The 25,990-nt window shown below is 35.4% G+C and carries 28 protein-coding genes, 1 tRNA gene and 4 pseudogenes; 6 read left to right on the top strand and 27 right to left on the bottom strand.

The window, feature by feature from the left end; translation table 11 throughout:
- Positions 1 to 121: 121 nt before the first annotated feature.
- A complete protein-coding gene (locus E5329_RS12550) occupies positions 122 to 670 on the bottom strand; it encodes a helix-turn-helix domain-containing protein (RefSeq protein WP_275443226.1) in 549 nt (182 codons plus the stop codon).
- Positions 671 to 830: 160 nt separating this feature from the next.
- On the opposite strand from E5329_RS12550, the pseudogene E5329_RS32555 reads away from it, so the two are divergent.
- Positions 831 to 911 (top strand): annotated as a pseudogene (locus E5329_RS32555) (winged helix-turn-helix transcriptional regulator); the annotation flags it as partial.
- A 371-nt stretch (positions 912 to 1,282) separates the two neighbouring features.
- On the opposite strand, the pseudogene E5329_RS12535 reads toward E5329_RS32555, so the two are convergent.
- The 18 genes and pseudogenes from E5329_RS12535 to E5329_RS12460 form a co-directional block, all read right to left on the bottom strand.
- Positions 1,283 to 2,088 (bottom strand): annotated as a pseudogene (locus E5329_RS12535) (dihydroorotate dehydrogenase).
- A gap of 53 nt (positions 2,089 to 2,141) precedes the next feature.
- Positions 2,142 to 2,360, bottom strand: a complete 219-nt coding sequence (locus E5329_RS12530) for a hypothetical protein (RefSeq protein ID WP_275443225.1) — start codon at positions 2,358 to 2,360, stop codon at positions 2,142 to 2,144.
- A 49-nt stretch (positions 2,361 to 2,409) separates the two neighbouring features.
- A pseudogene (locus E5329_RS32180) lies at positions 2,410 to 3,078 on the bottom strand (hypothetical protein).
- Between the two features lie 119 nt (positions 3,079 to 3,197).
- Positions 3,198 to 3,359, bottom strand: a complete 162-nt coding sequence (locus E5329_RS29745) for a hypothetical protein (protein ID WP_168356605.1) — start codon at positions 3,357 to 3,359, stop codon at positions 3,198 to 3,200.
- A 176-nt stretch (positions 3,360 to 3,535) separates the two neighbouring features.
- Entirely contained in the window at positions 3,536 to 3,949 is a 414-nt protein-coding gene (locus E5329_RS12520; protein ID WP_135989868.1) for a C-GCAxxG-C-C family protein, read from the bottom strand.
- A 34-nt stretch (positions 3,950 to 3,983) separates the two neighbouring features.
- A complete protein-coding gene (locus tag E5329_RS12515) occupies positions 3,984 to 4,403 on the bottom strand; it encodes a nuclear transport factor 2-like protein (RefSeq protein ID WP_135989867.1) in 420 nt (139 codons plus the stop codon).
- Positions 4,404 to 4,465: 62 nt separating this feature from the next.
- Positions 4,466 to 4,711: a hypothetical protein gene (locus E5329_RS12510; RefSeq protein ID WP_135989866.1), complete on the bottom strand. Its 246-nt coding sequence runs from the start codon at positions 4,709 to 4,711 to the stop codon at positions 4,466 to 4,468.
- A gap of 75 nt (positions 4,712 to 4,786) precedes the next feature.
- On the bottom strand, positions 4,787 to 5,449 hold the full coding sequence (locus E5329_RS12505; RefSeq protein WP_275443224.1) for a PhzF family phenazine biosynthesis protein: 663 nt from the start codon (positions 5,447 to 5,449) through the stop codon (positions 4,787 to 4,789).
- A 240-nt stretch (positions 5,450 to 5,689) separates the two neighbouring features.
- A complete protein-coding gene (locus E5329_RS32550) occupies positions 5,690 to 5,752 on the bottom strand; it encodes a DUF6664 family protein (protein ID WP_408634654.1) in 63 nt (20 codons plus the stop codon).
- A 10-nt stretch (positions 5,753 to 5,762) separates the two neighbouring features.
- Positions 5,763 to 5,969 (bottom strand): annotated as a pseudogene (locus E5329_RS12500) (hypothetical protein); the annotation flags it as partial.
- Positions 5,970 to 6,318: 349 nt separating this feature from the next.
- A tRNA-Arg gene (locus tag E5329_RS12495) sits at positions 6,319 to 6,392 on the bottom strand.
- 80 nt (positions 6,393 to 6,472) lie between these two features.
- Entirely contained in the window at positions 6,473 to 7,351 is an 879-nt protein-coding gene (locus E5329_RS12490) for a DUF3881 family protein (protein ID WP_135989865.1), read from the bottom strand.
- 86 nt (positions 7,352 to 7,437) lie between these two features.
- Positions 7,438 to 8,466, bottom strand: a complete 1,029-nt coding sequence (locus E5329_RS12485; RefSeq protein ID WP_135989864.1) for an HD-GYP domain-containing protein — start codon at positions 8,464 to 8,466, stop codon at positions 7,438 to 7,440.
- Between the two features lie 75 nt (positions 8,467 to 8,541).
- Positions 8,542 to 9,075 (bottom strand): DUF4446 family protein, encoded by a 534-nt coding sequence (locus tag E5329_RS12480; protein WP_135989863.1) that lies wholly within the window; start codon positions 9,073 to 9,075, stop codon positions 8,542 to 8,544.
- A 37-nt stretch (positions 9,076 to 9,112) separates the two neighbouring features.
- On the bottom strand, positions 9,113 to 10,024 hold the full coding sequence (locus E5329_RS12475) for a ParB/RepB/Spo0J family partition protein (RefSeq protein WP_135989862.1): 912 nt from the start codon (positions 10,022 to 10,024) through the stop codon (positions 9,113 to 9,115).
- Complete coding sequence (locus E5329_RS12470) at positions 10,025 to 10,792, bottom strand: ParA family protein (RefSeq protein ID WP_135989861.1); 768 nt, start codon at positions 10,790 to 10,792, stop codon at positions 10,025 to 10,027.
- A gap of 386 nt (positions 10,793 to 11,178) precedes the next feature.
- A complete protein-coding gene (locus E5329_RS12465) occupies positions 11,179 to 11,823 on the bottom strand; it encodes a response regulator (protein ID WP_135989860.1) in 645 nt (214 codons plus the stop codon).
- A complete protein-coding gene (locus E5329_RS12460) occupies positions 11,823 to 12,848 on the bottom strand; it encodes a sensor histidine kinase (protein WP_168356604.1) in 1,026 nt (341 codons plus the stop codon). Before E5329_RS12460 ends, E5329_RS12465 begins: the two co-directional genes overlap by 1 nt.
- Before the next feature lie 274 nt (positions 12,849 to 13,122).
- On the opposite strand from E5329_RS12460, the gene E5329_RS12455 reads away from it, so the two are divergent.
- Positions 13,123 to 14,079, top strand: coding sequence for an alpha/beta fold hydrolase (locus E5329_RS12455; RefSeq protein WP_135989858.1), 957 nt, complete (start codon positions 13,123 to 13,125; stop codon positions 14,077 to 14,079).
- A 173-nt stretch (positions 14,080 to 14,252) separates the two neighbouring features.
- Here the strand turns inward: E5329_RS12455 and rsmG are convergent, their stop codons facing one another.
- From rsmG to rpmH, 8 genes are all read right to left on the bottom strand, one after another.
- Positions 14,253 to 14,963, bottom strand: coding sequence for a 16S rRNA (guanine(527)-N(7))-methyltransferase RsmG (rsmG, locus tag E5329_RS12450; protein WP_275443220.1), 711 nt, complete (start codon positions 14,961 to 14,963; stop codon positions 14,253 to 14,255).
- Positions 14,964 to 15,074: 111 nt separating this feature from the next.
- Positions 15,075 to 16,955: a tRNA uridine-5-carboxymethylaminomethyl(34) synthesis enzyme MnmG gene (gene mnmG / locus E5329_RS12445; RefSeq protein WP_135989856.1), complete on the bottom strand. Its 1,881-nt coding sequence runs from the start codon at positions 16,953 to 16,955 to the stop codon at positions 15,075 to 15,077.
- A gap of 54 nt (positions 16,956 to 17,009) precedes the next feature.
- Complete coding sequence (gene mnmE, locus E5329_RS12440; protein ID WP_135989855.1) at positions 17,010 to 18,401, bottom strand: tRNA uridine-5-carboxymethylaminomethyl(34) synthesis GTPase MnmE; 1,392 nt, start codon at positions 18,399 to 18,401, stop codon at positions 17,010 to 17,012.
- 196 nt (positions 18,402 to 18,597) lie between these two features.
- Entirely contained in the window at positions 18,598 to 19,293 is a 696-nt protein-coding gene (gene jag, locus E5329_RS12435; RefSeq protein WP_135989854.1) for an RNA-binding cell elongation regulator Jag/EloR, read from the bottom strand.
- Positions 19,294 to 19,315: 22 nt separating this feature from the next.
- Positions 19,316 to 20,584, bottom strand: a complete 1,269-nt coding sequence (locus E5329_RS12430) for a YidC/Oxa1 family membrane protein insertase (RefSeq protein WP_135989853.1) — start codon at positions 20,582 to 20,584, stop codon at positions 19,316 to 19,318.
- Positions 20,585 to 20,602: 18 nt separating this feature from the next.
- Complete coding sequence (gene yidD / locus E5329_RS12425) at positions 20,603 to 20,812, bottom strand: membrane protein insertion efficiency factor YidD (RefSeq protein ID WP_275443219.1); 210 nt, start codon at positions 20,810 to 20,812, stop codon at positions 20,603 to 20,605.
- Positions 20,809 to 21,165 carry a ribonuclease P protein component gene (gene rnpA, locus E5329_RS12420; RefSeq protein ID WP_135989852.1) on the bottom strand — a complete coding sequence of 119 codons (357 nt, stop codon included), beginning with the start codon at positions 21,163 to 21,165 and terminating at the stop codon, positions 20,809 to 20,811. The genes yidD and rnpA overlap by 4 nt, the downstream gene beginning before the upstream one ends.
- A 91-nt stretch (positions 21,166 to 21,256) precedes the next feature.
- Positions 21,257 to 21,391 carry a 50S ribosomal protein L34 gene (gene rpmH, locus E5329_RS12415; protein WP_135989851.1) on the bottom strand — a complete coding sequence of 45 codons (135 nt, stop codon included), beginning with the start codon at positions 21,389 to 21,391 and terminating at the stop codon, positions 21,257 to 21,259.
- Between the two features lie 479 nt (positions 21,392 to 21,870).
- On the opposite strand from rpmH, the gene dnaA reads away from it, so the two are divergent.
- From dnaA to recF, 4 genes are all read left to right on the top strand, one after another.
- Positions 21,871 to 23,220, top strand: coding sequence for a chromosomal replication initiator protein DnaA (dnaA, locus tag E5329_RS12410; RefSeq protein WP_135989850.1), 1,350 nt, complete (start codon positions 21,871 to 21,873; stop codon positions 23,218 to 23,220).
- A 336-nt stretch (positions 23,221 to 23,556) separates the two neighbouring features.
- The gene (gene dnaN, locus E5329_RS12405) at positions 23,557 to 24,669 is read left to right on the top strand and encodes a DNA polymerase III subunit beta (RefSeq protein ID WP_135989849.1); all 1,113 of its coding nucleotides are present in this window, start codon (positions 23,557 to 23,559) and stop codon (positions 24,667 to 24,669) included.
- A 14-nt stretch (positions 24,670 to 24,683) separates the two neighbouring features.
- Positions 24,684 to 24,893: an RNA-binding S4 domain-containing protein gene (locus E5329_RS12400; protein WP_135989848.1), complete on the top strand. Its 210-nt coding sequence runs from the start codon at positions 24,684 to 24,686 to the stop codon at positions 24,891 to 24,893.
- Positions 24,890 to 25,981, top strand: a complete 1,092-nt coding sequence (recF, locus tag E5329_RS12395) for a DNA replication/repair protein RecF (RefSeq protein ID WP_135989847.1) — start codon at positions 24,890 to 24,892, stop codon at positions 25,979 to 25,981. Before E5329_RS12400 ends, recF begins: the two co-directional genes overlap by 4 nt.
- Positions 25,982 to 25,990 lie beyond the last annotated feature (9 nt).

Genomic DNA, 25,990 nt, shown 5'->3' with positions numbered 1-25,990 from the left:
AAAATCAAAGCTGCTTTTTCGTTTGCACCACCTTCGATTCTTTCCTTAACGATTTTTGCAGGGCAGTTAATGTAATAGCTTCTTTCACCGACTTGATTTAATTCAAACATTCCAAATCCTCTCATTCCTTATAAAATATAAAATTATAAATATTGCAAGTATCTTTATAGGGATTCACATACGAATGTGGAATATTAGCTTCAAATCGGACTGCCTGTTTTTCTCCTAATGTAATCTCCGTTCCATTCAAAACCATATCCAACTTTCCGTGAATGACAAAAATGTATTCTTCAACACCATCGTTATGTTTGTCAGACATATGTTCACATCCAGATTCAAATTCAATATAAAATGCTTCACAACTGCGAATAGGGTCAAATGCAAAAAGCGTATATACTTTCATTGCCCCATTTTCCTCTATCAGCACATCCCGTTCCTGCAAATTAACTACGGTATATTCAGCCCCTTGCTCCTGCAAAAAGGACGAAAACGGTATTTTCATACCAGTTGCAATTTTCCAAAGTGTCGTAACTGTCGGAGATGATTGCCCTCTTTCAATCTGACCGAGCATCGGCTTACTAACACCCGTTACTTCCGCTAATTCATCTAAAGTCATATTAAGATTTTGACGGGCTTTCTTCAGCCGCTTTCCAATCGTTTGGTTATCCATATTCATCCTCCCATAAATATGTTAAAACATATTTATGGATATTATAACATATTTCCTTTCATTTTCAAGTTACCTATGAAAAAAACATAAACTTCCGTTTTTTCAAGTTATGGAAAAGAAAAAGAAATCCTTATAAAATATCCGAAGGAGATGATGATATATGAAAATGAGAGATGACTATACCTGCCCTTTAGAACTGGTTCACGACATGATTAAAGGCAAATGGAAACCAATCATATTATGACGGCTTCGGCTGGGAGATTTTAGAAGCATTGAGTATCATGCAGCATATCGTCATTGAGTATCTAAAGGACAATGGCAGAGAGCAGGAACTAATCAGTAAAAACGTCGTACCTGACTAATTACCCACAAAAAAGTTGGTAATTTAAGCCTTTCTATATTCCTGTTATCATGTTTATAAAATAAACAGACAGGAGCTCATAGTTGTCTTAAATACGGAAAAACTAAAAGCATTAGCGAAAATGGTAAAAGAATATTATCCGAAAATTGTATGATAACTTAAACTTAAAAGACAAATCCTCATAAAGCGTACAAAATTTGCATGAGTGATGCGTACACCCCGCTGTCACTTGGATAAGCAGAGAATATGCTTCATATGGCGGATGCAAATCCTTTAATAACTTCCAACATGACATAAGGATTGTTAAAATTTGCAGTTCCAATCGCAACCCCTGTCGCACCTGCCATAATAAATTCCAATGCATCATCCGTTGTTGAAATTCCGCCCATTCCAATAATTGGAATCTGAACTGCCTTATAAACTTGATAGACCATACGAAGTGCAATCGGTTTAATAGCTGCACCAGATAATCCACCTGTTTTATTTGCAACACTAAAATCTCTTTTCTTTACATCAATTCTCATACCAGTAATCGTATTTATTAGAGAAAGAGCATCTGCCCCGCCACATTCAGCCGCTTTTGCAATTTCTGTTATGTCAGTAACATTTGGTGTTAATTTCATAGAGATAGGCTGATTAGCTACTTTTTTGATTTCCTTTGTTATATATTCCACCATTTTTGGGTCTTGACCAAAAGCAATCCCTCCATGCTCTACATTAGGGCATAATATATTGATTTCCAACATATCTATTGCCTGTTAAGATAAGCGTTCCACAACTTTTATATAATCATTGACTGTGTTACCACAAACATTAACAATTACCTTTGTATTAAATTTTTGCAGGAATGAAATATCCCGCTCTAAGAAAACATCAATTCCTGGGTTTTGTAGACCAACAGCATTTATCATTCCACTAGCTGTTTCCATGATTCTGGCGGTGGATTTTCCTTCCACGGATAGTAAGAAACACATTTTGTAACAACAGCACCTAATTGGTTTAAATCAATAAATTCACTATATTCTTGTCCTGAGCCAAATGTTCCAGAATCAGGCATAATTGGATTCTTAAAAGATATTCCCGCTATATTTACTGATGTATTTATCTCTCTTACCACCTTTCTTGCATCACATTATTTTCTTCACAACCGTCCTCATTTTCGTCCTTAATGTCCGCTTCTCTGCAGACAAAATCCCCATCGGAAAACCTCACAAGATCGGCGTCAAACAGGATAATCTTTAACTTTTCCGCCGCCTGTTCGGGGCTGTCTGCATAAATGGAAACGGTCTTTTCAAAGTGACCTGTGGGCGTAACATCGTACTGTTTCAATGGCAAATTCCTCTCTTTCTTTGTTCATTTTTCTTTTCTGTCTGGCTGTTCAACCAGAAAAAAAAATCATCCGACAATCATCGGGCATCCCCCTTTCACGGCTCGGTTTCTGCCTTGCAATCCCCAGATAGGACATTAAAAAATTGTTGAAGTCCTTGCCGGCTGGCGGCGGTTCATCAACGATTCGGAAGTCTTTCTGCAACAATTTTTCAGCTCTTTCTTCAGCTGGTACACGCCCGACAGGGAGAGAAGATTCTCAGCCTTATAATCTTTTCCCTCGCATTTTTAATAGGTGGCATAGGAGAGTAAGTCAATGGCGGCTTCAAATAAATGCACGGCAGGCGGCGTATTTCGGCGTTCCGCTTTCATCCTTGCCAATAAAAACAGCGTTATGGTAATCGGCACTTTCAAAGATAATTCCCTCGGCAATGCACTCCTGTATGAGCTGATAAACAATGCCATGCCCGAAAAGATACTCTGCCACTCTGTCGCAGTTCTTGTTCTTTGGCGGCAGGAGCAGCACCTTTGGCTCGTCTTTTTTCACGACAGGGGGCGGCGGTTTCCAGTCATGCTCGGCGGTACAGTACACGTTCGTTGTTCCTTTGACTTTGACAAGGTTGCCCGGCTCATAGCCTCGAAGATAGGAAAGCAGATCTATCTGCCTTGCCTGTTCAAGCACGTCTGGGGCAATCTGCACATAGGGTTTAGATGCTCTCATTCAAATAAAAATCACCTCCAGAAATAGAATTAGCCGAAAGATTTTCGTAAATGAAAACCTCTCGGCTATGTAAAATAGTATTTAATTCCAATCATGATTTACAGATAAACATAAAATAGTCACTTTCTATTTCGGTAAAAGGCGATACAAACAAGGGCAAATACCATTGGAATAATAGCATATCCCGCATTTATATTTCCACCATTATACAAAACATATCCTGCACCAACAAAGGTTAAAATGATAAATATTATACTCAGTATCAGAGATGCTTTCTTCATAATGTCCTACCTTTAGATTCTGCTTCGTAAGTCTGCTTTTACTTCCAGACTGTAAATTTTAAATTATCCAGCCTTTTATATATCTGCTATATAGAAAATTTATCTTTATTTAGCTATGCATCAAACAATGTTCAATCCTAACTATTGGGCATTAACAAATTAGTTTTTACTTACTTTTATGTGATTCCCAAAATATATTGATATGCAAATCCGATTCCATTACAAGTCAAGTTTTCACACATATGTGGTGGGTCGCTCTCTGAGAAACCCGTAGGACGTAATTCAAAACATCTTAATGAACCAAATTCTCTATCAAAGGCAGACGCAAAATTATAGCAGGCAGATACAATTTCATCTTCTGATTTTCCTATCATATGAAGATAAATTCCCATGAACATAAGCGTACCTTCAACTAAACCACATTGTGCCCTATAACCACCCGCACCATGCAATCCAACCGCAGACCAGATTGTTTGCGGCTCAATGACAATTTCAAATAATTCGCTCAAACAGACAAGTGCTGTCCTTGCACAATTTATATCTTCTTTCCAGTACAATTCATGTACCCGCTTTGTTATATATTCTTTCATTAATATGTCACCTCTATGATTTTCACATTTTATATCAAAACCAATTTGCCTGTTCTTTTCTAAATTGTGGTACATCGCCATGCTGATATGGGTTATAATTATTTAAATTACAGCCAAATTCTTTTAACAATTTTATTTTGTTCTCAGATGTCCATTCGATAAGTGACATACCATCAAATTCCTCAATGCTACCGTCGTTCATCTCATTCTTAAAATACCATTCTACAATAGTTTGGCTTTCCTTATGGAAGTACTGTTTTATATCCCATACAAGAACTTTACCACGAGTGTTCCATTCTTCAAACCAATGTTTAACGGTTATGCGGTTTTCATATTTCGGACTCCAACTTTCAATATAAATAACATCTTCCGCAAAAATATCATCTATCCCTAAGTCTTTTTGTTGCAGCCACATATCAAACCACAAACGAATTATCCTTTCTCTTTGATTCATTATTCAACACCTCTATAACATTACCAATAAGGAACATATAGCTTATCAGCTCTTTCTCTCTGTCACTCTTGATAACCAATGACAGCAATGACTTTTTCTCCTTTTAAAATGAAAGTAACTTTCTTTCCCTCTTTCAGCAATTCATTTTTACAAGTCAAAATATCTTCGGATACATTATTTGGAAGTTCAGATAAAACAATGTATTCACTATTATAAATACCAAATTTGTAATCTATAAAAATCTGCTCTAATTGTTCCAAACTAATTTCTTTTGCAGGCAACCATGAAAAAATATCTAATACTTTCATTAAAACTATCCCTCTTTACCAATCCCTATAGCATCCATTCTACTTTATAAAAATAAATTTTTAGTCGCACCATAGTCATAACAAAATACTTCCTTTTGAATAAATGACCGCATTTCCTGAAATTTTTATATTATTATTGCTACATTCACAATAGAGAGTGCCTCCTCTTTTAGATAATTGTTTTGTTAATAGTTTATTTTTTCCCAATTTATTGCTCCATATTGGTACTAAAGTGCTGTGGGCAGAGTCTGTTACTGGGTCTTCATACATCAATTCTGGACAAAAATATCTCGAAACAAAATCAGCATTATTACCTTTTGCTGTTATTACAATTCCAAGCCAAGAATCTAATTTTTTAAGTTTCGTGTAATCTGGAATATAATTTTTAACTTCTTCTTCATTATTCATTATTACATATAAATCCCGTTCGGAATAAAGCTCAAACGGCTCAAAACTGAGTGATTCAATAATATCTGGCTTTTCCATAATGTTCTGTGCTATTCTTTTTGTAAAAGTCATTTCATACAAATCCCCTTTTCGAATAACACTTAAAACGCCGCTAACAGTTTCAAAATTAACTTTATCTGAATTGCAATCTAAGTGATTAAAGACAATAAAAGCAGCTGCTAATGTTGCGTGACCACAAAGGTCTATTTCAAATGATGGCGTAAACCATCTTAATATATAATCCTTGCCATTCTTATAAATAAATGCTGTTTCGGATAAGTTTATTTTCAAATGCTATATTTTGCATAACCTCATTAGAAAGTGTATTTTCTGACACATATATGCAAGCTGGATTGCCAATAAACAACTTATCAGTAAAAGTATCAACCACATAGTAATCCATATTAGGCACCTTTCACACTTTAAATTTTTGTTTATTTTACCATATACTTATGAAATTTTCCACTACATGGTTATGTAAAAGACGGCATCAGCTTTCATGCCAACACCGCCTTTTCCTCGGTCAGTCCGCTATAAAATTCCTGCTTTTTTCAGATAGCCTACGCTGTCATAACAGCCACGGAAGTAAATCAAGGTCTTAATGCTCGGAAAGATAGCTCTGCTTCAAGACTTTCAGCTTCGCCACCTGCATATCCAAATCCATTTTTTCCTTGAAACGCTCGTCGCCTGTGGCAAGCATTTTTACCTCCGTAAAAGAGAGGGCGACCTCGTCCACATCCTCAGCAGAACGGACAGAGCTTTTGCTCATCATTATCTGGCTGATAAATTTCTGTTTTCCCTTCACCAACTTTTTGTTTTTTAAACAATACCAATCGGCAATTTAAAAATCTATTCAGTTTTATTATCTGCCTTACCTGTTCTTTCGTGATAAGGCTTCTCTTATTCTCTCCGTATCCCATTTCTCTGAGAACAATACTGCCATAATATGAAACGCATCTATCAGTCCTGCAATATACGCATGGTACCGTATTCAAAATCCTGCTTATCCCTGCAATCTATACAGTTCAATATCTCTTTAGTCAAATCTGATTAGCAAAAACCGCTTTTGCTAATCGCACATTGCTACGAGTTCAAATTTATTTTGAAAATGAGAAATGCCGAAAACCTTGAAAAATCAATGTTTTCGGCGATGTTTTCAGCGTCGCTAAGAGGATTCGAACCTCCGGCCTACCGCTTAGGAGGCGGTCGCTCTATCCTGCTGAGCTATAGCGACATTCAAAAAATCTATTATATTATAATTGTTTTTTTATACTTTGTCAATCCCCAATCGAGAATCCACCAAATTATAATCCATTACATTTGGTAATTAATATGTCCCTGCATCCAGATTGTCCCCTTAAATCTCCGGCCTGCTGCGGGCTCTCCAAGCAAATCATCTTGATTAATACATATATCAAAAACAAGATGATTACTGTTCAAGGTAAGAACATATGATTTTTCTTTAGTTTTCTTATTCTCAATTGTGTAGAAATCAAGGATTTCTCCCATAATACTATACTGGTCGCTTTCGATTCCATAGGGCATAAAATAAGTATCAACAATAGAAAGAATATCTTCTGTCATGATTCTTCTGGAAATCATGGAATAAGTATCTATGTCCTCTAAAGTCAGACTTTCCATAGCATCCTCATCGCCATCCCGTGCCGCTGCCATTAAATGATTCCGATTAATGGTATATTTCTCACCACTTTTTATTTGATTCTCATTTTTATAAACTGGAAGGATAATTTTCCCGCTGGCAGACAATGCTGAAATTGTAGTATTAATTGGCATCCGCCTTCCATTTTTTGTTCTCTGTTCCTGCAGATACTCCACTGCATTCTGCAAATAAAAGATTAGTGTTACGCCTATTCTCATTTCATCACAGACTCCGGCATAAGCTTCCCTGTCAGATCGTTTTTGAATGTCAACCCTTTCTTCTGTAGAAACTCCGCTTCCTGTAAAATACGGATAATAATATTCCACATGGAATTCATCATCCATATAAAATCCACGAACTGCAATTCCTGTAAATTCACTGAATTCTCTGGTTAATTCTGCAAAAACATTTCCCTGTTCATCTTCTGTAATTATTTTCTTATCGGGATGTTTTATGATATCTTTTATCAATAATTCTATTTCATTTCTATTATTTAAATCTTTAAATCCAATACTGCGGAGATAACTGTGCAATCTTTTCCCCTCCCTTTCATAAGATAAGGTTTTCAATTATTATATAACATTCGATCCTGTTTTTCAATTTTTTTATCTATTTTCTTTTAAATAATATTTGTAATCTTTGGAGCTTTTTTTCTGTTAAGATTTTCTGTTACAAAATGATTTTCCTTCATACCTCCGGTATACAAAATTATCGGAGCTTGTGCATTCTCTGTTTGTGATATTACAACAGCTTTTTTTCCTTCTTCTGTTTTCACAACAGTGCCTGCAGGATAAAATCCAATCTTTCTTTCTAATATTTTTTCCATACGGCTTTCGAATTTTTCTTTATCAGAAATCAAATCAAACGCCTGAATAATTGTTTTTTTTGATGATTCCATACCTGACACTGCACAATCAAATGCATCACAAATCTGTATCATACGGCATTCTTTCTGATTGTTCTTTTGTCTTAAAGGATATCCGCTTCCATCTAATCTCTCATGATGGGATAAAACCATCAATTTGGAAATTTCAGGGATCCAGACTTCATTTTCCAAAGCTGTATATCCAAGAACTGTATGCTTCTTTAACTCATGCAATTGAGAATAATTTAAATCGTCCCAGGAATAACCTTTGTAATTGATATCTATGTATCGGTAACCTAAATCATGCAGGAGACATCCCAATACTGCATTTTCCATTCTTTTTCTGGAAAATCCATACTCCTTTCCTAATAACATCACCAGAAGAGAAATATAAATTGTATGCTCATACATATCAGAAGTCCGATCCTTAATATCCAATGCTCTGTCTTCTTTCGTCATTTCGAACACATTAACCAGTTCTCTTACCAGATTCTCCAATTTTCTCAAACCACTGTGTTCCTTATAAATATGCTGAGACAATATCGCTTTTAAATCATTTTCGAATTTCAGAAATACATCCGGCTTAAAATATAAATTCACCTTTTCATACTTTTCAAAAGGATCTTCCGCATATATTTTCTGGATATTTAAGGAAGTTAAAGATTCTTTGTAACTGACCTTTAATGCAGTTCCTATTTCCAAAATCACACTTCCATTGTCCAGACATACGGGTTTCGCCAAAATTTCATTTCCTGTTAATTCTGATACTCGATATTCTCTCATATTGTACTCCTAACATTACTTCCGCCCTGCTATTCCTTTTGCCCGGGCAACGGTTCGGATTTCAGCTTGATATTCTTAATCTTCGACCGGTACATTTGACTTCTTTGTCCCCATTGCAATATCTAATGCTTCTTTTTCCTCATCCGCAAGTACAATTATGGAATTTCCACTTACTATCTCTTTGATATAAGTATAGCATCCTTCTCTGGTATGCATTGCATTTATAATAAATCCATCATTTTTCTGGTCCAGCAATGCCAGAGAAAAACTTAATTTTCCACCCATCTCGTGAAAAGCATCATATTTTACCATTCCAACTTTCTGGAATGTATTATTTAAACTATTGGTAATTTTCTGTATATTTTCTCTGTTTTCACTTTCAAATTCCAATAGCTCGTCCACCTGCTGAATACGTTTTATTAGGGTATCCTCCAGGGACTCAGCATTTTTTCCCATCATAAAAGCTTCATATTTTTTTCTCAATCTTCCTGACTTTATGATATTTACAATCAGTAATATAAACAGCAGCAGCATGACCGCCGCCATAATTGCAAATGTCAGTAAAAAATCATCTACTGTAAAATACAGCCCTATAAAGTCTGACTTCATCGTTTCCTCCATTTATTTTTTTAGAACATATGTTTAATTAAATTTTAGTCTGATGAATTGATTGGAATAATTCTATAATTCTTTCCAACTCATCATTAGAATAATATTCAATTTCTATTTTTCCTTTATCCTTATTTTTATAATGAATAGCAACCTTTGTTCCCATAATAGATTTTAGCCTTTGTTCCATATCCTCATAGAATAATGACATTTTATCTTCTTCCGCTTTTTTAGGTAATTCCGGTTTTTGATTTTGTAATTTTTTTACCAGTTTTTCTGTTTCTCTTACACTTAATTTTTCATCAAAAATCTGTTGTGCCAAATTGTATTGTTTATCATTTTCTGAAATTGCTAAGAGAGCTCTGGCATGTCCGGTAGAAATCATATCATCCACTACCATTTGCTGTACTCTTTCATCCAATTTTAAAAGTCTCATAGAATTAGTAACTGCTGTTCTGGATTTTGATACCCGCTCTGCTACTTCATCCTGTTTTAAATGAAATTCATTCAGTAATCTTTTAAAAGCCAAAGCTTCTTCAATTGGATTTAAATTTTCTCTTTGAATATTTTCAATCAAAGAAATCTCTACAATTTCTTGTTCTGAAAGTTTTTTAATAATAACAGGAATTTCTTTTAATCCTGCCATTTTTGCAGCTCTCCATCTCCGTTCTCCTGCAATAATTTCAAAATAATCTTTTTTATCCTGCACCAGCAATGGCTGTAAAATACCATATTGTTTTAGGGATTCTGACAATTCTAACAAAGAATCTTCATCAAAATTTTTTCTAGGCTGTTCTCTGTTTGGTTCTACTTTTGTAATTTTTACAAAGATTACTTCCTTATCTGGTTCCGGAATTCTGACTGCATCTGTTGTTCCTGTAGCACCCACCTTATTGGTAATAAGGCTGTCCAATCCTTTTCCCAACCCGCCTTTTTTTGCCGCTGCCATTTAATCTTCCTCTCTTTCTATTACTTCTTTTGCCAATAAACGATAACTTTCTGCTCCAGCAGATTTTCCATCATACAAATTTATTGGTAATCCATGACTGGGAGCTTCCGCTAATCGAATATTTCTTGGAATAATAGTCTTATAAATGGTAGTATTCAAATTACTTTTTACATTTTCAACAACCTGCAAAGATAAATTGGTTCTGGCATCATACATAGTAAAGACTACTCCTTCCATTTCCAGACTAGGATTTAATCTTGTCTGCACCAGATTAATAGTATGTATTAATTGACTTAACCCTTCCAAAGCATAGTATTCACATTGAATTGGAACCAATATAGTATTTGCAGTGGTCATTGCATTGATGGTAAGCATATTCAATGAAGGAGGACAGTCAATAATTATAAAATCAAAATCATCCTGAATATAATCTACTTCATTTTTTAAAATGTACTCTTTCTCATCAATGCCCAGCAGTTCAATCTCTGCTCCGGCAAGATTTACATTGGATGGTATTAAATACAGATTTTCAATTTCAGTCTGAACCATACTTTTTCGAATTGTACATTCACCAAGCATTAGTTCATATACTGTATTTTCCAAATCTGATTTTTCTACGCCTAGCCCACTGGTGGTATTACCCTGGGGATCCATATCAATGGTCAATACCTTTTTTCCTTCTTCTACAAGACAGGCAGATAAGTTAATTGCTGTAGTAGTTTTGCCGACTCCGCCTTTCTGATTGGCTATTGCAATAATCCTTCCCATACTCTTTTCCTTTCCTCTTATGCTAATACTAATTATATCACTTTCTACAATTTATTACTATAGGAAATTCGTTTAAAAATGTTTCACGTGAAACATTTTTTTGAATAAAAATTCACCAAATAATGTTTGAATTTTTTAGATAAAAATTTTTAACCTGAAGTAATTTAAAAATACTTTTTAGCACATTCTTTATTATTTCTTATACATGATACATTCAATTGTACGATTGACATATTTACTAAACAGTCTGCACAAAGGTATCTATTGCTCAGCAGATGCAGAACCTATAAAAAAATTATCAAGACAAACTTTCAACAATAAGCATAAAAAAATCATCATATGAAAAGAAGAATGTTTCACGTGAAACATTCTTCTCTTCATTTTATTTAAAACACATTAATTAAATTATTTTTAATTGCAAAGACCGCAGCTTGAGTCCGATCTGTCACTTCAATTTTCTTAAAAATACTGGAAATATGATTTTTTACAGTACGTTCACTGATTTCTAATTTCTTACCAATCTCTTTGTTATAAAGTCCTACCGACAATAATTTCAAAACCTCTAATTCACGTTTGGTTAATAAATCAATCTTTACTTTTTCATGATCTCTTTGTACCATCTTTGAATTTAACAATGGTATCATACTTGGCTGTATATAAGTCTCTCCATTAATCACATGAAAAATTGCTTTTTTTAATTCAGAAGAATCTGACTCCTTCAATAAATAGCCATTAATTCCAATATCTACTGCTTTCAATAAAAATTCAATTTCGTCATGAACTGTTAAAATAATAATTTTAAAATCTACGTTCTCCTCTTTCAGACGCTCTAAAACCTCCAATCCATTCATATTTGGCATGTTGATATCCAATAACAACACCTGCGGAACAGTAGTTTCTAACAATTTCAGACATTCAAGTCCATCGCTTGCTTCTCCTATTACCTGTACATCACCTTCCAATTCCAGCAATTGTTTCAAACCTTCCCGAACCATAGAATGATCATCTACAATTACAACTTTCGCCGACATTACGCATCCTCCTTGTCAATTGGTATTTCTACTAAAATCCTGGTTCCTTTCCCCGGTTCAGAATTAACTTCCAATCTTCCAGCGAAAAGAAAGACACGTTCTTTCATCATGGATATTCCTAATCCTGAACCATCTTCTTTCTTTAAATTTTGAATATCATTTATAGTGAATCCAACTCCATCATCCTCTACTCTAACAAAAACATTTTCTTTATTGTATTCTACTTGTACAAGTACACTTTTTGCTTTTGCATGTTTTAAAATATTATTACATGCTTCCTGTACAATACGAAGAACACTCAAGGTTATCATAGGAGAAAGCTCTATAGATTCACCCAATGTTTCATATGAAACATTCAAAATTTCACTTTTACTAATTTTAGAAACTTCATTTTCTATTAGAGTTTCCAGCCTGATATTATCCAGTGCAGTTGGACGTAAATCATAAATAATATTTCTCATTTCCTGAATAATATCCCGAATCGTTTTTGAAAGTACATGAAGTTCTAATCGACATCGAACGGAATCCACTTCCATAATCTTTGAACAAATTTCAATCTTATGAATCGTATTTGTAAGACTCTGAACTACGGAATCGTGTAACTCCCTGGCAATACGCTGACGCTCTATTTCCTGTATCTCTAAAATTTTACGTTGATATATTCCTCTTTTTTGTTTCAAATCCTTTTTATTTAATTGGTTTCTTTCTTTTTCCCTTGCAACTTTTAATACGCTTTCCAATTCATCAAGATGTGCATCCAAATTTGATATTTCTATTCCAGATTCATTAATTTCCATTTCCAGCTTTTTCTGTTCTTCCTTCAAGGAAGAAATCTTCGCATGAATTTCCTGATCCACATCCCTCGGGGTAAACGATTCAAAATTTTCATCCAGAGAATTTTCCAATGCCTGAATAAATCTAATATTATCTCTTAGAAGAATTTTCTTTTTTTGATTTTCTCTTTCTACATTCAATTTTGATTCATACATCTCATGATGCATTTTTTCTAAATACTTAATTATCATATTTCTACCCATTCAAGAACATATGTTTGTAATGTTATTTTGTAAACATGTACCATATTACTCTAATGAAGTATTGACTAAAAACTAAAATGCTGATTATCTATATTTTATCTCAAAAATGAAAATAAGAAAAGATGTATTTTAATTTTTTTAATTATAAATATATTTTATTTGTATATCCTGTCTGTTTCGTCTATAATAGTAATAGAAATAGAACTGTACGGAGCGAATAGGAAAAGAATTCTCTGATAAAATATGAAAGGAGGCTGTTAAAATGAAAAAACAGATTCGTAATTGCCTGCTCTTAAGTACTTTAACAACCATCAGTATTTATGGTATCAATAAAGCAATCAGCATTTCATCTTCATTAAAAAATTATCTGAACACAGATAAAGGAACATTCTTTAACTGGAGATATGGAAACGTCTTCTACAGCAAACAGGGAAAAGGGGAGCCCCTTCTTCTGATCCATGATTTAAATCCTGCTTCCTCTTCCTGTGAATGGGACAAAATCGCAAAGCACCTTGCCAAAAAACATACTGTTTATTGTCTTGATCTGTTGGGATGCGGAAGAAGTGATAAACCAAATATGACATACAGTAATTATCTCTTTGTTCAATTAATTACTGATTTCATCAAAAATGTAATTGGAACAAAATCAGATCTGATTGCTTCTGGTGATTCCACATCCTTTGCTCTTATGGCCTGCAATATGGAACCGAACCATTTTAATAAAATTATAATTATTAATCCTTCTTCTCTGGAATCATTGGCAAAGACGCCCAATAAACGTAAAAATGCTCTAAAATTTATGCTTGATCTTCCAGTGTTGGGAACCATGATCTATAATATTGTATTTTCCGAAAAAGCCATAGATCGCATTATTCATGAAGAATATTTTTACAAAAGCCATATGGTTCCAAGCAAAACAATTGGTACTTATTACGAAGCAGCACATATGAATAACAGCTGTGGTAAATATCTTTTATCCAGCATCAAAGCAAATTATACAAATATCAACATCGTACATGCACTGAAAAAAATCAACAACAGCATTTACTTGATCGGAAGTAAGGGGAATTCTGAAAGTGAGTCAATTATTAACTCTTATATTTCCCGCAATCCTTCCATTGAATCTTCCTGTATTTCTGAATCAAAATATCTTCCTCAACTGGAAGTACCGGAGAAACTTTTGGATATTCTTAATTTATATTTAGATCCTGTAAAATAAATTAAGAATTTTAGCCGGCCCCATAGTTTTTCAAATATGCCTGTGAACCAAAAGATTTGCTGTCCACACTCTTTTTAGAAGAACAGCAAATCTTTTACAAATAATCATGCTTATGAGCTAAACTTTAATGGGGCCGAATTTTTATCATTGACTATCACGTGATTTTGTATCATTTAACGAATTGGATTTCTGGTAGGGGTACCCGATTTTCTTGGATAACTCTTAGGCGTTCTCTTCTGCTTCCTAATTTGAACAAGTGATCTGGAAACATCCGTGTCTGGCAGAGTAAATTTCTGTACCTTTACAATTTTTCCTCCTAATACAGAAATTGCTTTTTTTGACTGGACAACTTCATCCTCAATTTCACCGGATTTATAAGAAACAAAAGTTCCGCCAATTTTTACAAAAGGAATACAATACTCACTTAAAGAAGAAAGATTCGCCACCGCCCGAGAAATACACAAATCAAATGTTTCCCTGTATTCTGCCTTTACAGCCATCTCTTCTGCCCTTCCATGAATTGCAGTGATATCCGAAAGTTCTAATTCATTTAACACTTCCTTTAAAAATAATATTCGTTTATTCAAGGAATCCATTAATACAATTTCTAATTCCGGAAAAGCGATCTTAAGGGGTATCCCCGGAAATCCTGCTCCGGTTCCCAAATCTAATACTCTTAATCTCTGATTTAAATTTATCGTTTCCGTAAGGCTTAAAGAATCCAGAAAATGTTTTTCAACCACATCTTCAAATTCCGTGATAGCAGTCAAATTCATCACCTTATTTTTTTCAATTAGCATTTCATAAAAAGTAAGAAACTGGTTGATCTGTTTTCCAGAACATTCAAGTCCTAATTTTTTTAACCCAGAGTAAAACTTATCCAATTGATATTCTTTTTCCTTAATGATAACAATAACCTCCTGTCTAACTGCGGCTCTTCTGCTCGAAATATACCTGCTGGTAGAACAAATGGCCTTAAAAAATCTACATAATGTTTAGCTGCGGTTCTTCTGCTCGAAATATACCAACAGTACAGAAATATCTGCCGGCGACACTCCGGAAATTCTGGAAGCCTGTCCCACATTGACTGGCTGATACAGATTCAGCTTTTGTTTCGCTTCAATTCTTAGACTTTTTACCTGATCGTAATCAAACTGTTCTGGAAGCTTTTTCTTCTCTAATTTTTTAAATTCTTTTACCTGCTTCAGCTGCCTTCGAATATACCCGTCATACTTGATATTTATATTTACCTGTTCTTTCACATCTTCTGGAAGGTTTGGTCTTTCCTCATCAATTTCAGCAAGATCTTCATACGAAAGCTCCGGCCTCCTGATTAACTCAGCAAGAGTTGTCCCTGTTTTCAGCGGAGTACTTTTATGCTCCTTTAAAACTTCCTGAACCATAGCATTTGCACCAATATTTACCTGTTGAACTCTCTTCACCTCTTGTTGGATCAGGCGTTCCTTTTCCACAACGTAATCATATCTTTCCTGACTGATCAATCCAATCTCATATCCAATCTTAGACAGACGTAAATCTGCATTATCCTGACGCAGCAGCAAACGATATTCTGCTCTGGATGTCATCATACGATAGGGTTCCCGATTATCTTTTGTTACAAGATCATCAATCAGCACTCCAATATAAGATGTAGAACGATCCAGGATCAAAGGTTCTTTTCCTTTTACATACATCGCCGCATTGATTCCTGCCACTAATCCCTGGGCTGCTGCTTCCTCATAGCCGGAACTTCCATTAAACTGCCCCCCGGAAAACAGCCCCTGGATTGTTTTAAATTCCAGGGAAGGATACAACTGTCTTGGATTAATGCAATCATATTCAATAGCGTAAGCGTTGCGGACAATCTTAACATTTTCCAATCCTGCCACGCTGCGGTACATTTGATACTGAACATCTTCCGGCAGAGAACTGGACATTCCTCCTACATACATTTCATTTGTATATAATCCTTCCGGTTCAATAAATACCTGATGCCTCTCTTTATCCGAAAATTTTACCACTTTATCTTCAATAGAAGGACAATATCTCGGCCCGGTTCCTTCAATCACCCCAGAATACAGAGGAGATCGATCTAAATTTTTACGAATAATTTCATGAGTCGTTCCATTAGTATAAGTAAGCCAACAGGATTCCTGATGAATCTGCACCTCTTTGGGATCTGTAGTAAAAGAAAAAGGAACTACTCTCTCATCCCCTTTCTGCTCCTGCATTTTGCTGAAATCTACGGAACGTTTATCTATTCTCGCAGGGGTCCCTGTTTTAAAACGAAACAATTCAATTCCATAATTTTTCAATGATTCAGACAAATGATTGGCTGACTGCAGCCCATTTGGACCGGTATGGTTTACCACATCTCCATACAGACATCTGGACTTTAAATAAGTGCCTGTACAAAGTATCACCGCTTTACTGTAATAAGAAGCACCGGAAAAAGTTTTAACTCCCTTAATGATTCCGTCCTCCGCCATCAGCTCTGTTACTTCCGCCTGACGAATGGTTAATCCTTCTGTATTTTCCAAGGTCTGCCTCATTCTTCGGCTGTACTCTGCTTTATCGGCCTGAGCCCGGAGAGAATGTACTGCCGGTCCTTTGGAAACATTCAGCATCTTTGACTGAATAAATGTTTGGTCTATATTGATCCCCATCTGCCCTCCAAGAGCATCAATTTCCCTGACTAAATGTCCCTTAGAAGTTCCTCCTATGTTGGGATTACATGGCATTAACGCAATGCTTTCCACACTGACAGTAAACATAATGGTCTGAAAACCGAGCCTGGCACAGGCAAGGGCAGCTTCGCATCCTGCATGGCCTGCGCCTACCACACAGATATCATATTCTTCTTTTACAAAAGGCATACAAACTTCTCCTTTCCAACAATTTTAAAAATATTTCATGTATCGGATCTTTCCCTATTTTCCCATGCAAAACTTTGAAAATATTTCATTTACCAGATCCTCTCCTACAGAATCTCCGGTAATCTTTCCCAAAGACTCACAAGCATTGACAAGATCAATGGAAAAGAAATCCTCCGGCATTTGATCTTCAATACTTTTCTTTACCATCATTAAACTGTCCAATGCCTGCTGTAATGCTGCTTTCTGCCTTATATTTGTAATAAATATTTCATTATTATAAGAAATTTTACCATGAAAAAATAATTCTTTAATGGTTTCTTCCAGTTCCTTCACTCCAGTTCCTTCTTTTGCAGAAACAGAAATTATGGGAATATTCTTGGCTTTTTCATCCATAATCTTATATATTTCTTTCTCCGAAATCATTTGGGGCAAATCAGATTTATTCAGCAGCACAACTGTTTTTTTCTCTTTCAAAAGATGTAAAATCTTCGTATCATTTTCATCCAAGGGTATGGAGGAGTCTGCAACATAAATCACAAGATCTGCTTTTGTCAAAGATTCTCTTGCCTTTTCTACACCGATTCTTTCTACTTGATCCTGCGTATCATGGATTCCTGCAGTATCAACTACATTTAAAGTAATCCCATTTAAATTAATTTGTTCTTCCAGAATATCACGGGTAGTTCCTGCAATTTCTGTAACTATTGCACGTTCTTTCCCTGTCAGCGCATTCATCAGGGAAGATTTTCCTACATTTGGCTTTCCGATAATTACAGTATTTATCCCTTCTTTCAATAACTCGCCATTCTCAGAAAACAAGATCAAATCCTTTATTTCCATGGATAAGGGCTCTAATAGATTCATCAGCCTTTCACCATATCCATCTATAGATATATGTTCCGGATCATCTAAAGCAGATTCAATAAAAGCAATTTCATGAAGAATTTTACTTCTGATTTGTTTCATTTTTTTTCTTACACTTCCCTGAAGCTGATTCAGCGAAGATTCCAGTGCAAAATCATTTTGAGCATTAATTACATCAATCACTGACTCAGCCTGCGACAGATCAATTCTTCCGTTTAAAAATGCACGTTTCGTAAACTCTCCTGGTTCCGCCGGTCTTGCGCCGTATTTTAACACTGTTTCCAACACCCGCCTTAATACAAGAGTTCCGCCGTGGCAATCTATTTCCACTGTATCCTCCATGGTATAAGTATTGGGATATTTCAGGATCAAAACCATAACTTCATCAATCACTTGATCCCCATCACAAATATATCCATAATGAACGGTATGGCTTGCTGCCTCTGACAATTTCTTCGTACTTTTTTTCGAACGGTAAATTCGATCAATAATCTGAAAAGATTCTTTTCCGCTGATTCTGACAATTCCAATTCCAGAATTTGTCATACCCGTGGCAATGGCTGCAATTGTCTCTGTACTCATAACAATTTCCTTTCTGAAAAAACATAGACTTGATCATAAATGATATCATTTTCTGCTGGTATGCCAAAAGATTATTTTCTTAAAAATAACATAACATTATCACAGGAATAAAAAAGCTCTCTCAAAATAAACCTGTGTTATCATTGAGAAAGCCTTTTCTTAAACATATCACCTTCATTCTGAAAATGACTATGCTCTAATTATTATTGTTATTACTATTGTTATTACTATTATTGTTATTACTATTATTGTTATTACTATTACTATTATTACGCTTTAATGTAACTACCACATGTCTGTAAGGTTCTTCCCCTTCACTGTGAGTATTTACATAACGATCATTTTGCAGTGCAGAATGAATCACACGCCGTTCAAAAGGATTCATTGGCTCTAAAGAAACAGAGCGTTTGGTTCTTTTTACTTTATAAGCAATATTTTTTGCAAGATTCTCCAGAGTGTCCCTTCTTCTCTTCCGATAATCCTCTGTATCAATCTTTACTTTCACATATTCATTCACCTGCTTGCCAACTGCAAGGTTTGTCAAATACTGCAGAGAATCCAGGGTTTGTCCTCGTTTTCCGATCAAAACCCCCATTTCTTCTCCCTTTAACTCCACATCTACATTCTTGCCGTCCTCACTTTTGGAAATGGATATCTCCACTTCCATTTCCATAGCAAGGAAAACATTGTGGAGAAAATCATACACATAATCTTCCACATCAGATTTCTTACGAACCTTTATGACTGCCGGCCTGCTCCCTATTCCCAGAAAACCAGAACTTCCCTTTTCAATTACTTCATATTCTATCTTATCGCTGGTTGTACCAAGTTTTACAAGACTTTCTGTGATAGCGTCATCTACAGTTTTTGCTGATACTTCAATAAACTCCATTCAAAAATTCCCCCTGTTTCCATCACTTGTTGTTGCGTTCATTAAACTCTTTCACCATATTGGCCTTCTCTAAAAGACTCCCTTTTCTTGCTGACCTTGAATACTCTTCTCTTTCACGGATCTTTGACTCTTTCTCCGCAGTACTGACAGGTTCAGAAATTTTTCTGGTATTCATCCTGGCAGCGTTTGCAATCTGGCTCTCGTAAATACCTTGTTTTTCTTTCTTTTTCTTTACTTTTTCCTTATTTTTCTCAATAATAACTTCCAGATCAAGATTCTTCATATACCGGTTCAACACTAACTGCTGGATACAGCGGATCACAGAACCGGAAATCCAGTAAATTCCAAGACCTACAGGAACAGAAAATACCATAAACAATGAAAACAGCGGCATAACAGTATTCATGGTCTTCATCTGTCTCGCCATTGCGTCATTGTCGCCTCCAGCAGCTCCTGTGCTTGCATTCGGCATCAGCTTTATATTCAATACCTGTGAACCATAAGAAATCAGGGGAATTAAAAGCGCTGCAAATATTAAAAGAAAATTCTTATCTCCCCATCCGCTTTTGATCAGATTCATAGGAGAGTTGGCAATATTAATACCAAAAAAATTATTCATATGGATGACGGATGCTTCTGTAGAACTGATAATATCCGTCAACCCTGCAAAACTGTCCTTCAATAACTCCCATCCCTGCCCTGGTAATGCATACAGTACATCAATAATAGAATTTACTGTGGTAGTGCCGCTTTCAAAATTAAGCTTTACCAGACCTACTCCGGATTCCTTTAAAAATTCCGTCATAGTATCCTGATATCCGCTTACTCCCATTATCTTCTCTACCAGAGGAGTATAAATATCCTTCACACTGCTGACATATGCCGGAATATTACGGATTACCTGATACATTGCAAGCAGTATCGGAAAGTTAATCAAAAGCTGAACGCAGCTTCCCATGGTAGATACGCCGTACTTTTCGTATACCATCTGCGTTTCCTCGTTCATCTTCTGAATGGATACCTGATCTTTTTTATTCTTATATTTTTCTCGAATTGCATTGATTTCCGGAGACATCTCCTGAGAAAGCCTGGAAAATTTCTGCTGCTTATAAGTCAGCGGAAACATCAGTATATAAATAATTACTGTAAATAAAATAATACACAGGGCAATGTTCTGAACGCCAAATGCACTATCTAAAAAAGTATAGAGGGCATTCATAATATAACCGATCAGCTTAGCAACCGGCCCTATGAATCTACCAGGATACTGGGTCAAAATTATTTCCGTCAATTAACAAACCTCCTAAAATCATGGAACTGGATCGTATCCGCCTTTTGAAAAAGGATTACATCTTAATATTCTCCATCCTGCTAACAAAGACCCTTTTAATGCGCCATGTTTCTGAATCGCTTCCAGTCCATAAGTGGAACAGGTAGGATAATAAGGGCATTTTGTAGTTTTTAAAGGTGACAAATACAACCTATATAGCCTAATTAAAGCAATTAATATACGTTTCAAAATATTCCATCTTCTTTTCTTATTAAAATGTGATGAAGTCCTCCAAGATGCAGTAATGCTTTCTCAGTTTCACGATAAGTAATATTTTTTGCTGCTGCTCTTGCAATGACTACAATATCCAGACCATTTTCAAACATTTCTTCCTGTAAACGATAAGCTTCCCGTACTAACCTTGTAATATGATGTCTTAAAACACTATTTCCTACTTTTTTACTGACTGATATTCCTAATCTGTTCTTTTCTGTATTGTTTTCCAGAACATACATGACAAAAAAACGGTTTGCATAAGATTTTCCATGTTTATATACATTCTGGAAATAACTGTTCTTTTTCAATGATTCTGAAAATTTCATAACTGCTGCTCCCTATAGCTGTTGTGCAAGCTTCCACACTCATATGAAATACAAAATAAAATTTAAGAAGAAAGACCACAATAGATGTGGCCTAAGCTGACAATCTCTTTCTTCCCTTTAATCTTCTTGCGGCTAAAACTTTTCTTCCGCCCTTCGTACTCATTCTTTTTCTGAATCCATGAACTTTCTTCCTGGATCTCTTTTTGGGCTGATATGTCATTTTCACGGGTCATCCACCTCCTCTGTGCTAAAAAACATCATGTTTCATTATATCAAAAAATAAGGTTAAGTCAAGCTATTTTATCATATTTGTTGAGTTTCCGGCAAAAAATTTGAGTGTGGATATTTTTTGACAAAAATTTTCAAAAAATTCTGCTTTCAACAGTATTCACACCTATTCACATATCACATTATTAATAAGGAATAAATAACATTTATCCACAAGTTATCCACATTTTCCACATTTCAAAAAGTTATCAAGGTTTTGTGGATAACTTGTGGAAAACTTTTTGAAAGTTTGTTTATATTTCGTTATTTGTTTCTGGATTTCCTGGAAAACAGGTAAATTTTTGATGTAGATATGTTTATAAGAAACATTGTTTATAACCCTGCCTAATAAAATTTTCATTGATTCTTCGGAGAATTTGGGTTATTATAGAGTATGGAAGACTATGAACTAATAAAAAAGAATCATTGGAGAAGACTATGGAACTTATTTTAGAAAAATGGGAAGAAATTCTCAGAACAGTAAAGGAAGAGCACGAACTTACGGACATTTCCTTTAATGCCTGGCTGAAACCACTAAGTGTATGCAACATTGAAGGCTCAAAGCTCTATATTCTGGTTCCATCTGAGCAGATGGGAATAAATTATATTACAAAAAAATATAAACTTCCTATTAAAGTAGCCATTGCAGAGATTACTGGCATTGATTATGATCTTGAATTTATTTTACCGGAACAGGCCGACAGGTTTAAGTCTTTTAAAAGCAAAACTTCATCATTTTCACAAGGAACAGAAAAAAGTAATCTCAACCCCAACTATACCTTTGAATCTTTTGTCGTCGGCAATAATAACAAATTTGCCCATGCCGCAAGCCTTGCAGTAGCGGAATCACCCGGAGAAGTCTACAATCCCCTTTATATTTACGGAGGCCCAGGATTAGGAAAAACCCATCTGATGCAATCTATCGGACACTTTATCTTACAGCAGCAGCCGGAAAAAAAAGTGATTTACGTTACTTCGGAAGAATTTACCAATGAAGTAATTGATTCCATTCGAAACGGCAACGCCTCAGCCATGACAAAGCTTCGGGACAAATACCGGACAGTAGACGTTCTTATGATTGACGACGTACAGTTCATCATTGGAAAAGAAAGTACTCAGGAAGAATTTTTCCATACCTTTAATGTACTCCATTCCGCCAGAAAACAGATTATTTTATCCTCAGATAAACCGCCCAAAGAAATGGAAACACTGGAAGAACGAATTCGTTCCCGTTTCGAGTGGGGGCTTTTAGCTGATATTGGATATCCTGATTACGAAACAAGAATGGCTATTTTAAGAAGAAAAGAAGAAATTGACGGATTTCATCTGGACGATGAAGTTCTTGATTATATTGCAATTAATATTAAATCCAACATCCGGGAACTGGAAGGGGCGCTGAATAAGCTTATTGCCTTTTCCAATTTGGAAGATACCGTAATTACCATGGATGTAGCTGTCAGAGAGCTTCAGAATATTATTTCACCGGACAAGCCCAAGGAAATCACGCCTCAGCTGGTCATTGAGATTGTAGCAGAACATTTTAATATTTCTACGGATCAGATGATTTCCAAAAACCGCAGCAGCGAAATTGCCAAGCCCCGGCAGATTGCCATGTACTTATGCAAAAATATGACTTCAGCCCAGCTTGAGACAATCGGAGCTCTGTTAGGCGGTAGAGATCACTCTACCATTATTCACGGAATCAAAAAGATAACGGAAGAATATCAGAATGATGAGAATTTTCACCATCTGATCGAAACCATTAAGAAAAAAATTAACCCCAATTAGCAAAATAAAGCTGTTTATCAAGATATTAATTAAAGATATTAAGATTTTGTGGATAACATTTTAAAATATGTGTGGAAACCACTGGAAAACCCTCAAGTTTGTTTACAAAAGCATTTTTTCAGACAACGGGCTTATTATCGTTCCTTTATTTTATTCACAGCCTGTCCATATCCTTTCAAGACGAAATTCACAGGGTTATACAGCAGATTTTTAACCTGAAAGCCCTTAAAGTTCAGGCTTTGCGTGATTATGAACTTATGAACAAGCCCTATTACGATTAAGATGAATCTCTTATCATAAATTGATTTTTAAGTTCAGGAAGGAGTTATACACAACATGAAAATTATATGTTCCAAAACAAATCTTCTGCATGGAGTTAATATTGTATCGAAGGCAGTACCCTCCAGAACAACAATGGCCATTCTGGAATGCATTTTAATTGACGCTTCTACCAATGAGATAAAATTAACAGCAAATGATATGGAATTGGGAATTGAAACCAGGATAGAAGGAACGATTGAAGAACGAGGAGTAATTGCACTGGACGCTAAGATTTTTTCTGAAATTGTACGGAAGCTTCCAGATAATGAAGTTACCATCATAACCGATAATAATTTTAAAACAATTATTACCTGTGAAAAGGCCAAATTCAATATTATAGGAAAATCAGGAGATGATTTTTCATATTTGCCTTATATAGAAAAAAATCAGCCTGTACTGTTATCACAATTTACATTGAAGGAAGTGATCCGGCAGACAATTTTTTCCATTTCAGACAGTGATAATAATAAACTGATGACAGGGGAATTATTTGAGATCACAGAAAATCAGTTAAAAGTAGTTTCTTTGGACGGACATCGTATTTCCATCCGCAATATTGATCTGAAAGAAGCCTACGATCATTATAAAGTGATTGTACCTGGCAAAACTCTTCAGGAAGTGAGCAAAATATTGCCTGGCGATCTCAACGAATATGTCAGTATATTTTTTACAGAGAATCATATTGTATTTGAATTTGCCAATACCACTGTAGTATCACGTTTGATCGAGGGAGAATATTTCAAGATTGAACAAATGCTTTCTTCTGATTATGAAACCAAGATCAAAATCAATAAGCGGGAGCTTTTAGATTGCATTGATCGTGCTACTCTTCTGGTAAAGGAAGGAGATAAGAAGCCTATTATTATGAATGTAACGGATGAAAACATGGAATTAAAGATCAATTCATTCATCGGTTCCATGAATGAAGATATTGATATTCAAAAAGACGGAAAAGACATTTTGATCGGATTTAATCCTAAATTTTTTATTGATGCGCTGCGTGTGATTGATGAAGAAGAGGTTACATTGTATATGGTAAATCCAAAAGCTCCCTGCTTTATCAAAGATGACAATGAGACTTTTATTTATCTGATTCTTCCGGTGAATTTTAATGCAGCATCTAACTAGAAAGGAAGTAAATTATGGTAGAGATAAAATTGAGGGATGAATATATTAAGCTGGGACAGGCGTTAAAGGCTGCGAATCTGGTAGATTCCGGCGTAATGGCCAAGATGGTGATCCAGGATGGGATGGTAGCTGTCAATGGAGAGATAGAATATCAAAGAGGTAAGAAACTGGTAGATGGAGATATTGTTTCCCTGGAAGGGGAAATGATCAAAATTGTAAAATGATCTTAAAATCCGTTGCTTTGAATCATTTTCGCAATTACAGTGATTTATATCTGGAATTTGACAAAGGAACAAATATTCTCTATGGAGACAATGCCCAGGGAAAAACAAATGTTCTTGAGTCTGTCTATGTCAGCGGTACTACAAGATCTCATAAGGGAAGCAGGGATCGGGAGCTGATACAGTTTGGGGAAGAAGAAGCGCATATTCGGACTGTTGTAGAAAAGAGAGAAAAGCTCTATCAGATCGATATGCATATTAAAAAAAGCCGTTCGAAAGGAATTGCTATTAATAAGATTCCTATTAAAAAAGCGGCGGAATTGTTCGGCATCTTAAATATTGTGTTTTTTTCTCCGGAGGATCTGAATATTATAAAGAATGGCCCTTCTGAGCGAAGAAGATTTCTGGATTTTGAATTATGTCAGCTTGATAAGATATATCTGTTTCATCTTACAAATTACAACAAGATCTTAAATCAGAGAAATAAACTTTTAAAAGATATTAATTTCAGGCCTGAATTAAGGGATACCCTTCCGGTCTGGGATATGCAGCTTATTGATTACGGAAAAAAGATCATTGCTTCACGCAATCATTTTGTGGAGAGATTAAATGATATTGTATATGGAATACATAAGAAAATATCCGGTGATAAAGAGGAACTGGAACTTCGCTATGAGCCAGATGTGGAGGAGGAGAGACTGGAAGAGGAATTAGTAAAAAATCAGGAAAGGGATTTGAAATTGGGCATGACTTCTGTGGGTCCTCACAGGGATGATATGTGCTTTCTGATCCGTGACATTGACATCCGCAGGTTTGGTTCTCAGGGACAGCAGCGGAGCTGTGCGCTTTCCTTAAAACTTTCGGAAATAGAGCTGGTAAAAGAATCCATTCAGGAGACGCCGGTTCTGATTCTGGATGACGTGTTGTCGGAATTAGACAGCAGTCGGCAGAATTTTCTGTTAAACAGCATTCATGATATTCAGACAATTATTACATGCACGGGGCTTGATGAGTTTGTAAAAAACAGATTTGAAATTAACAAAGTTTTTAAGGTAGTAAATGGAACTGTAACGGCTGAGAACGGTTTTTAGAAATTGGAG

The organism is Petralouisia muris, assembly GCF_004793545.1.
Taxonomy (GTDB): domain Bacteria; phylum Bacillota; class Clostridia; order Lachnospirales; family Lachnospiraceae; genus Petralouisia; species Petralouisia muris.
Note: the sequence above shows the minus strand (reverse complement) of the source record. Positions and strands in the feature narration are given on the sequence as shown.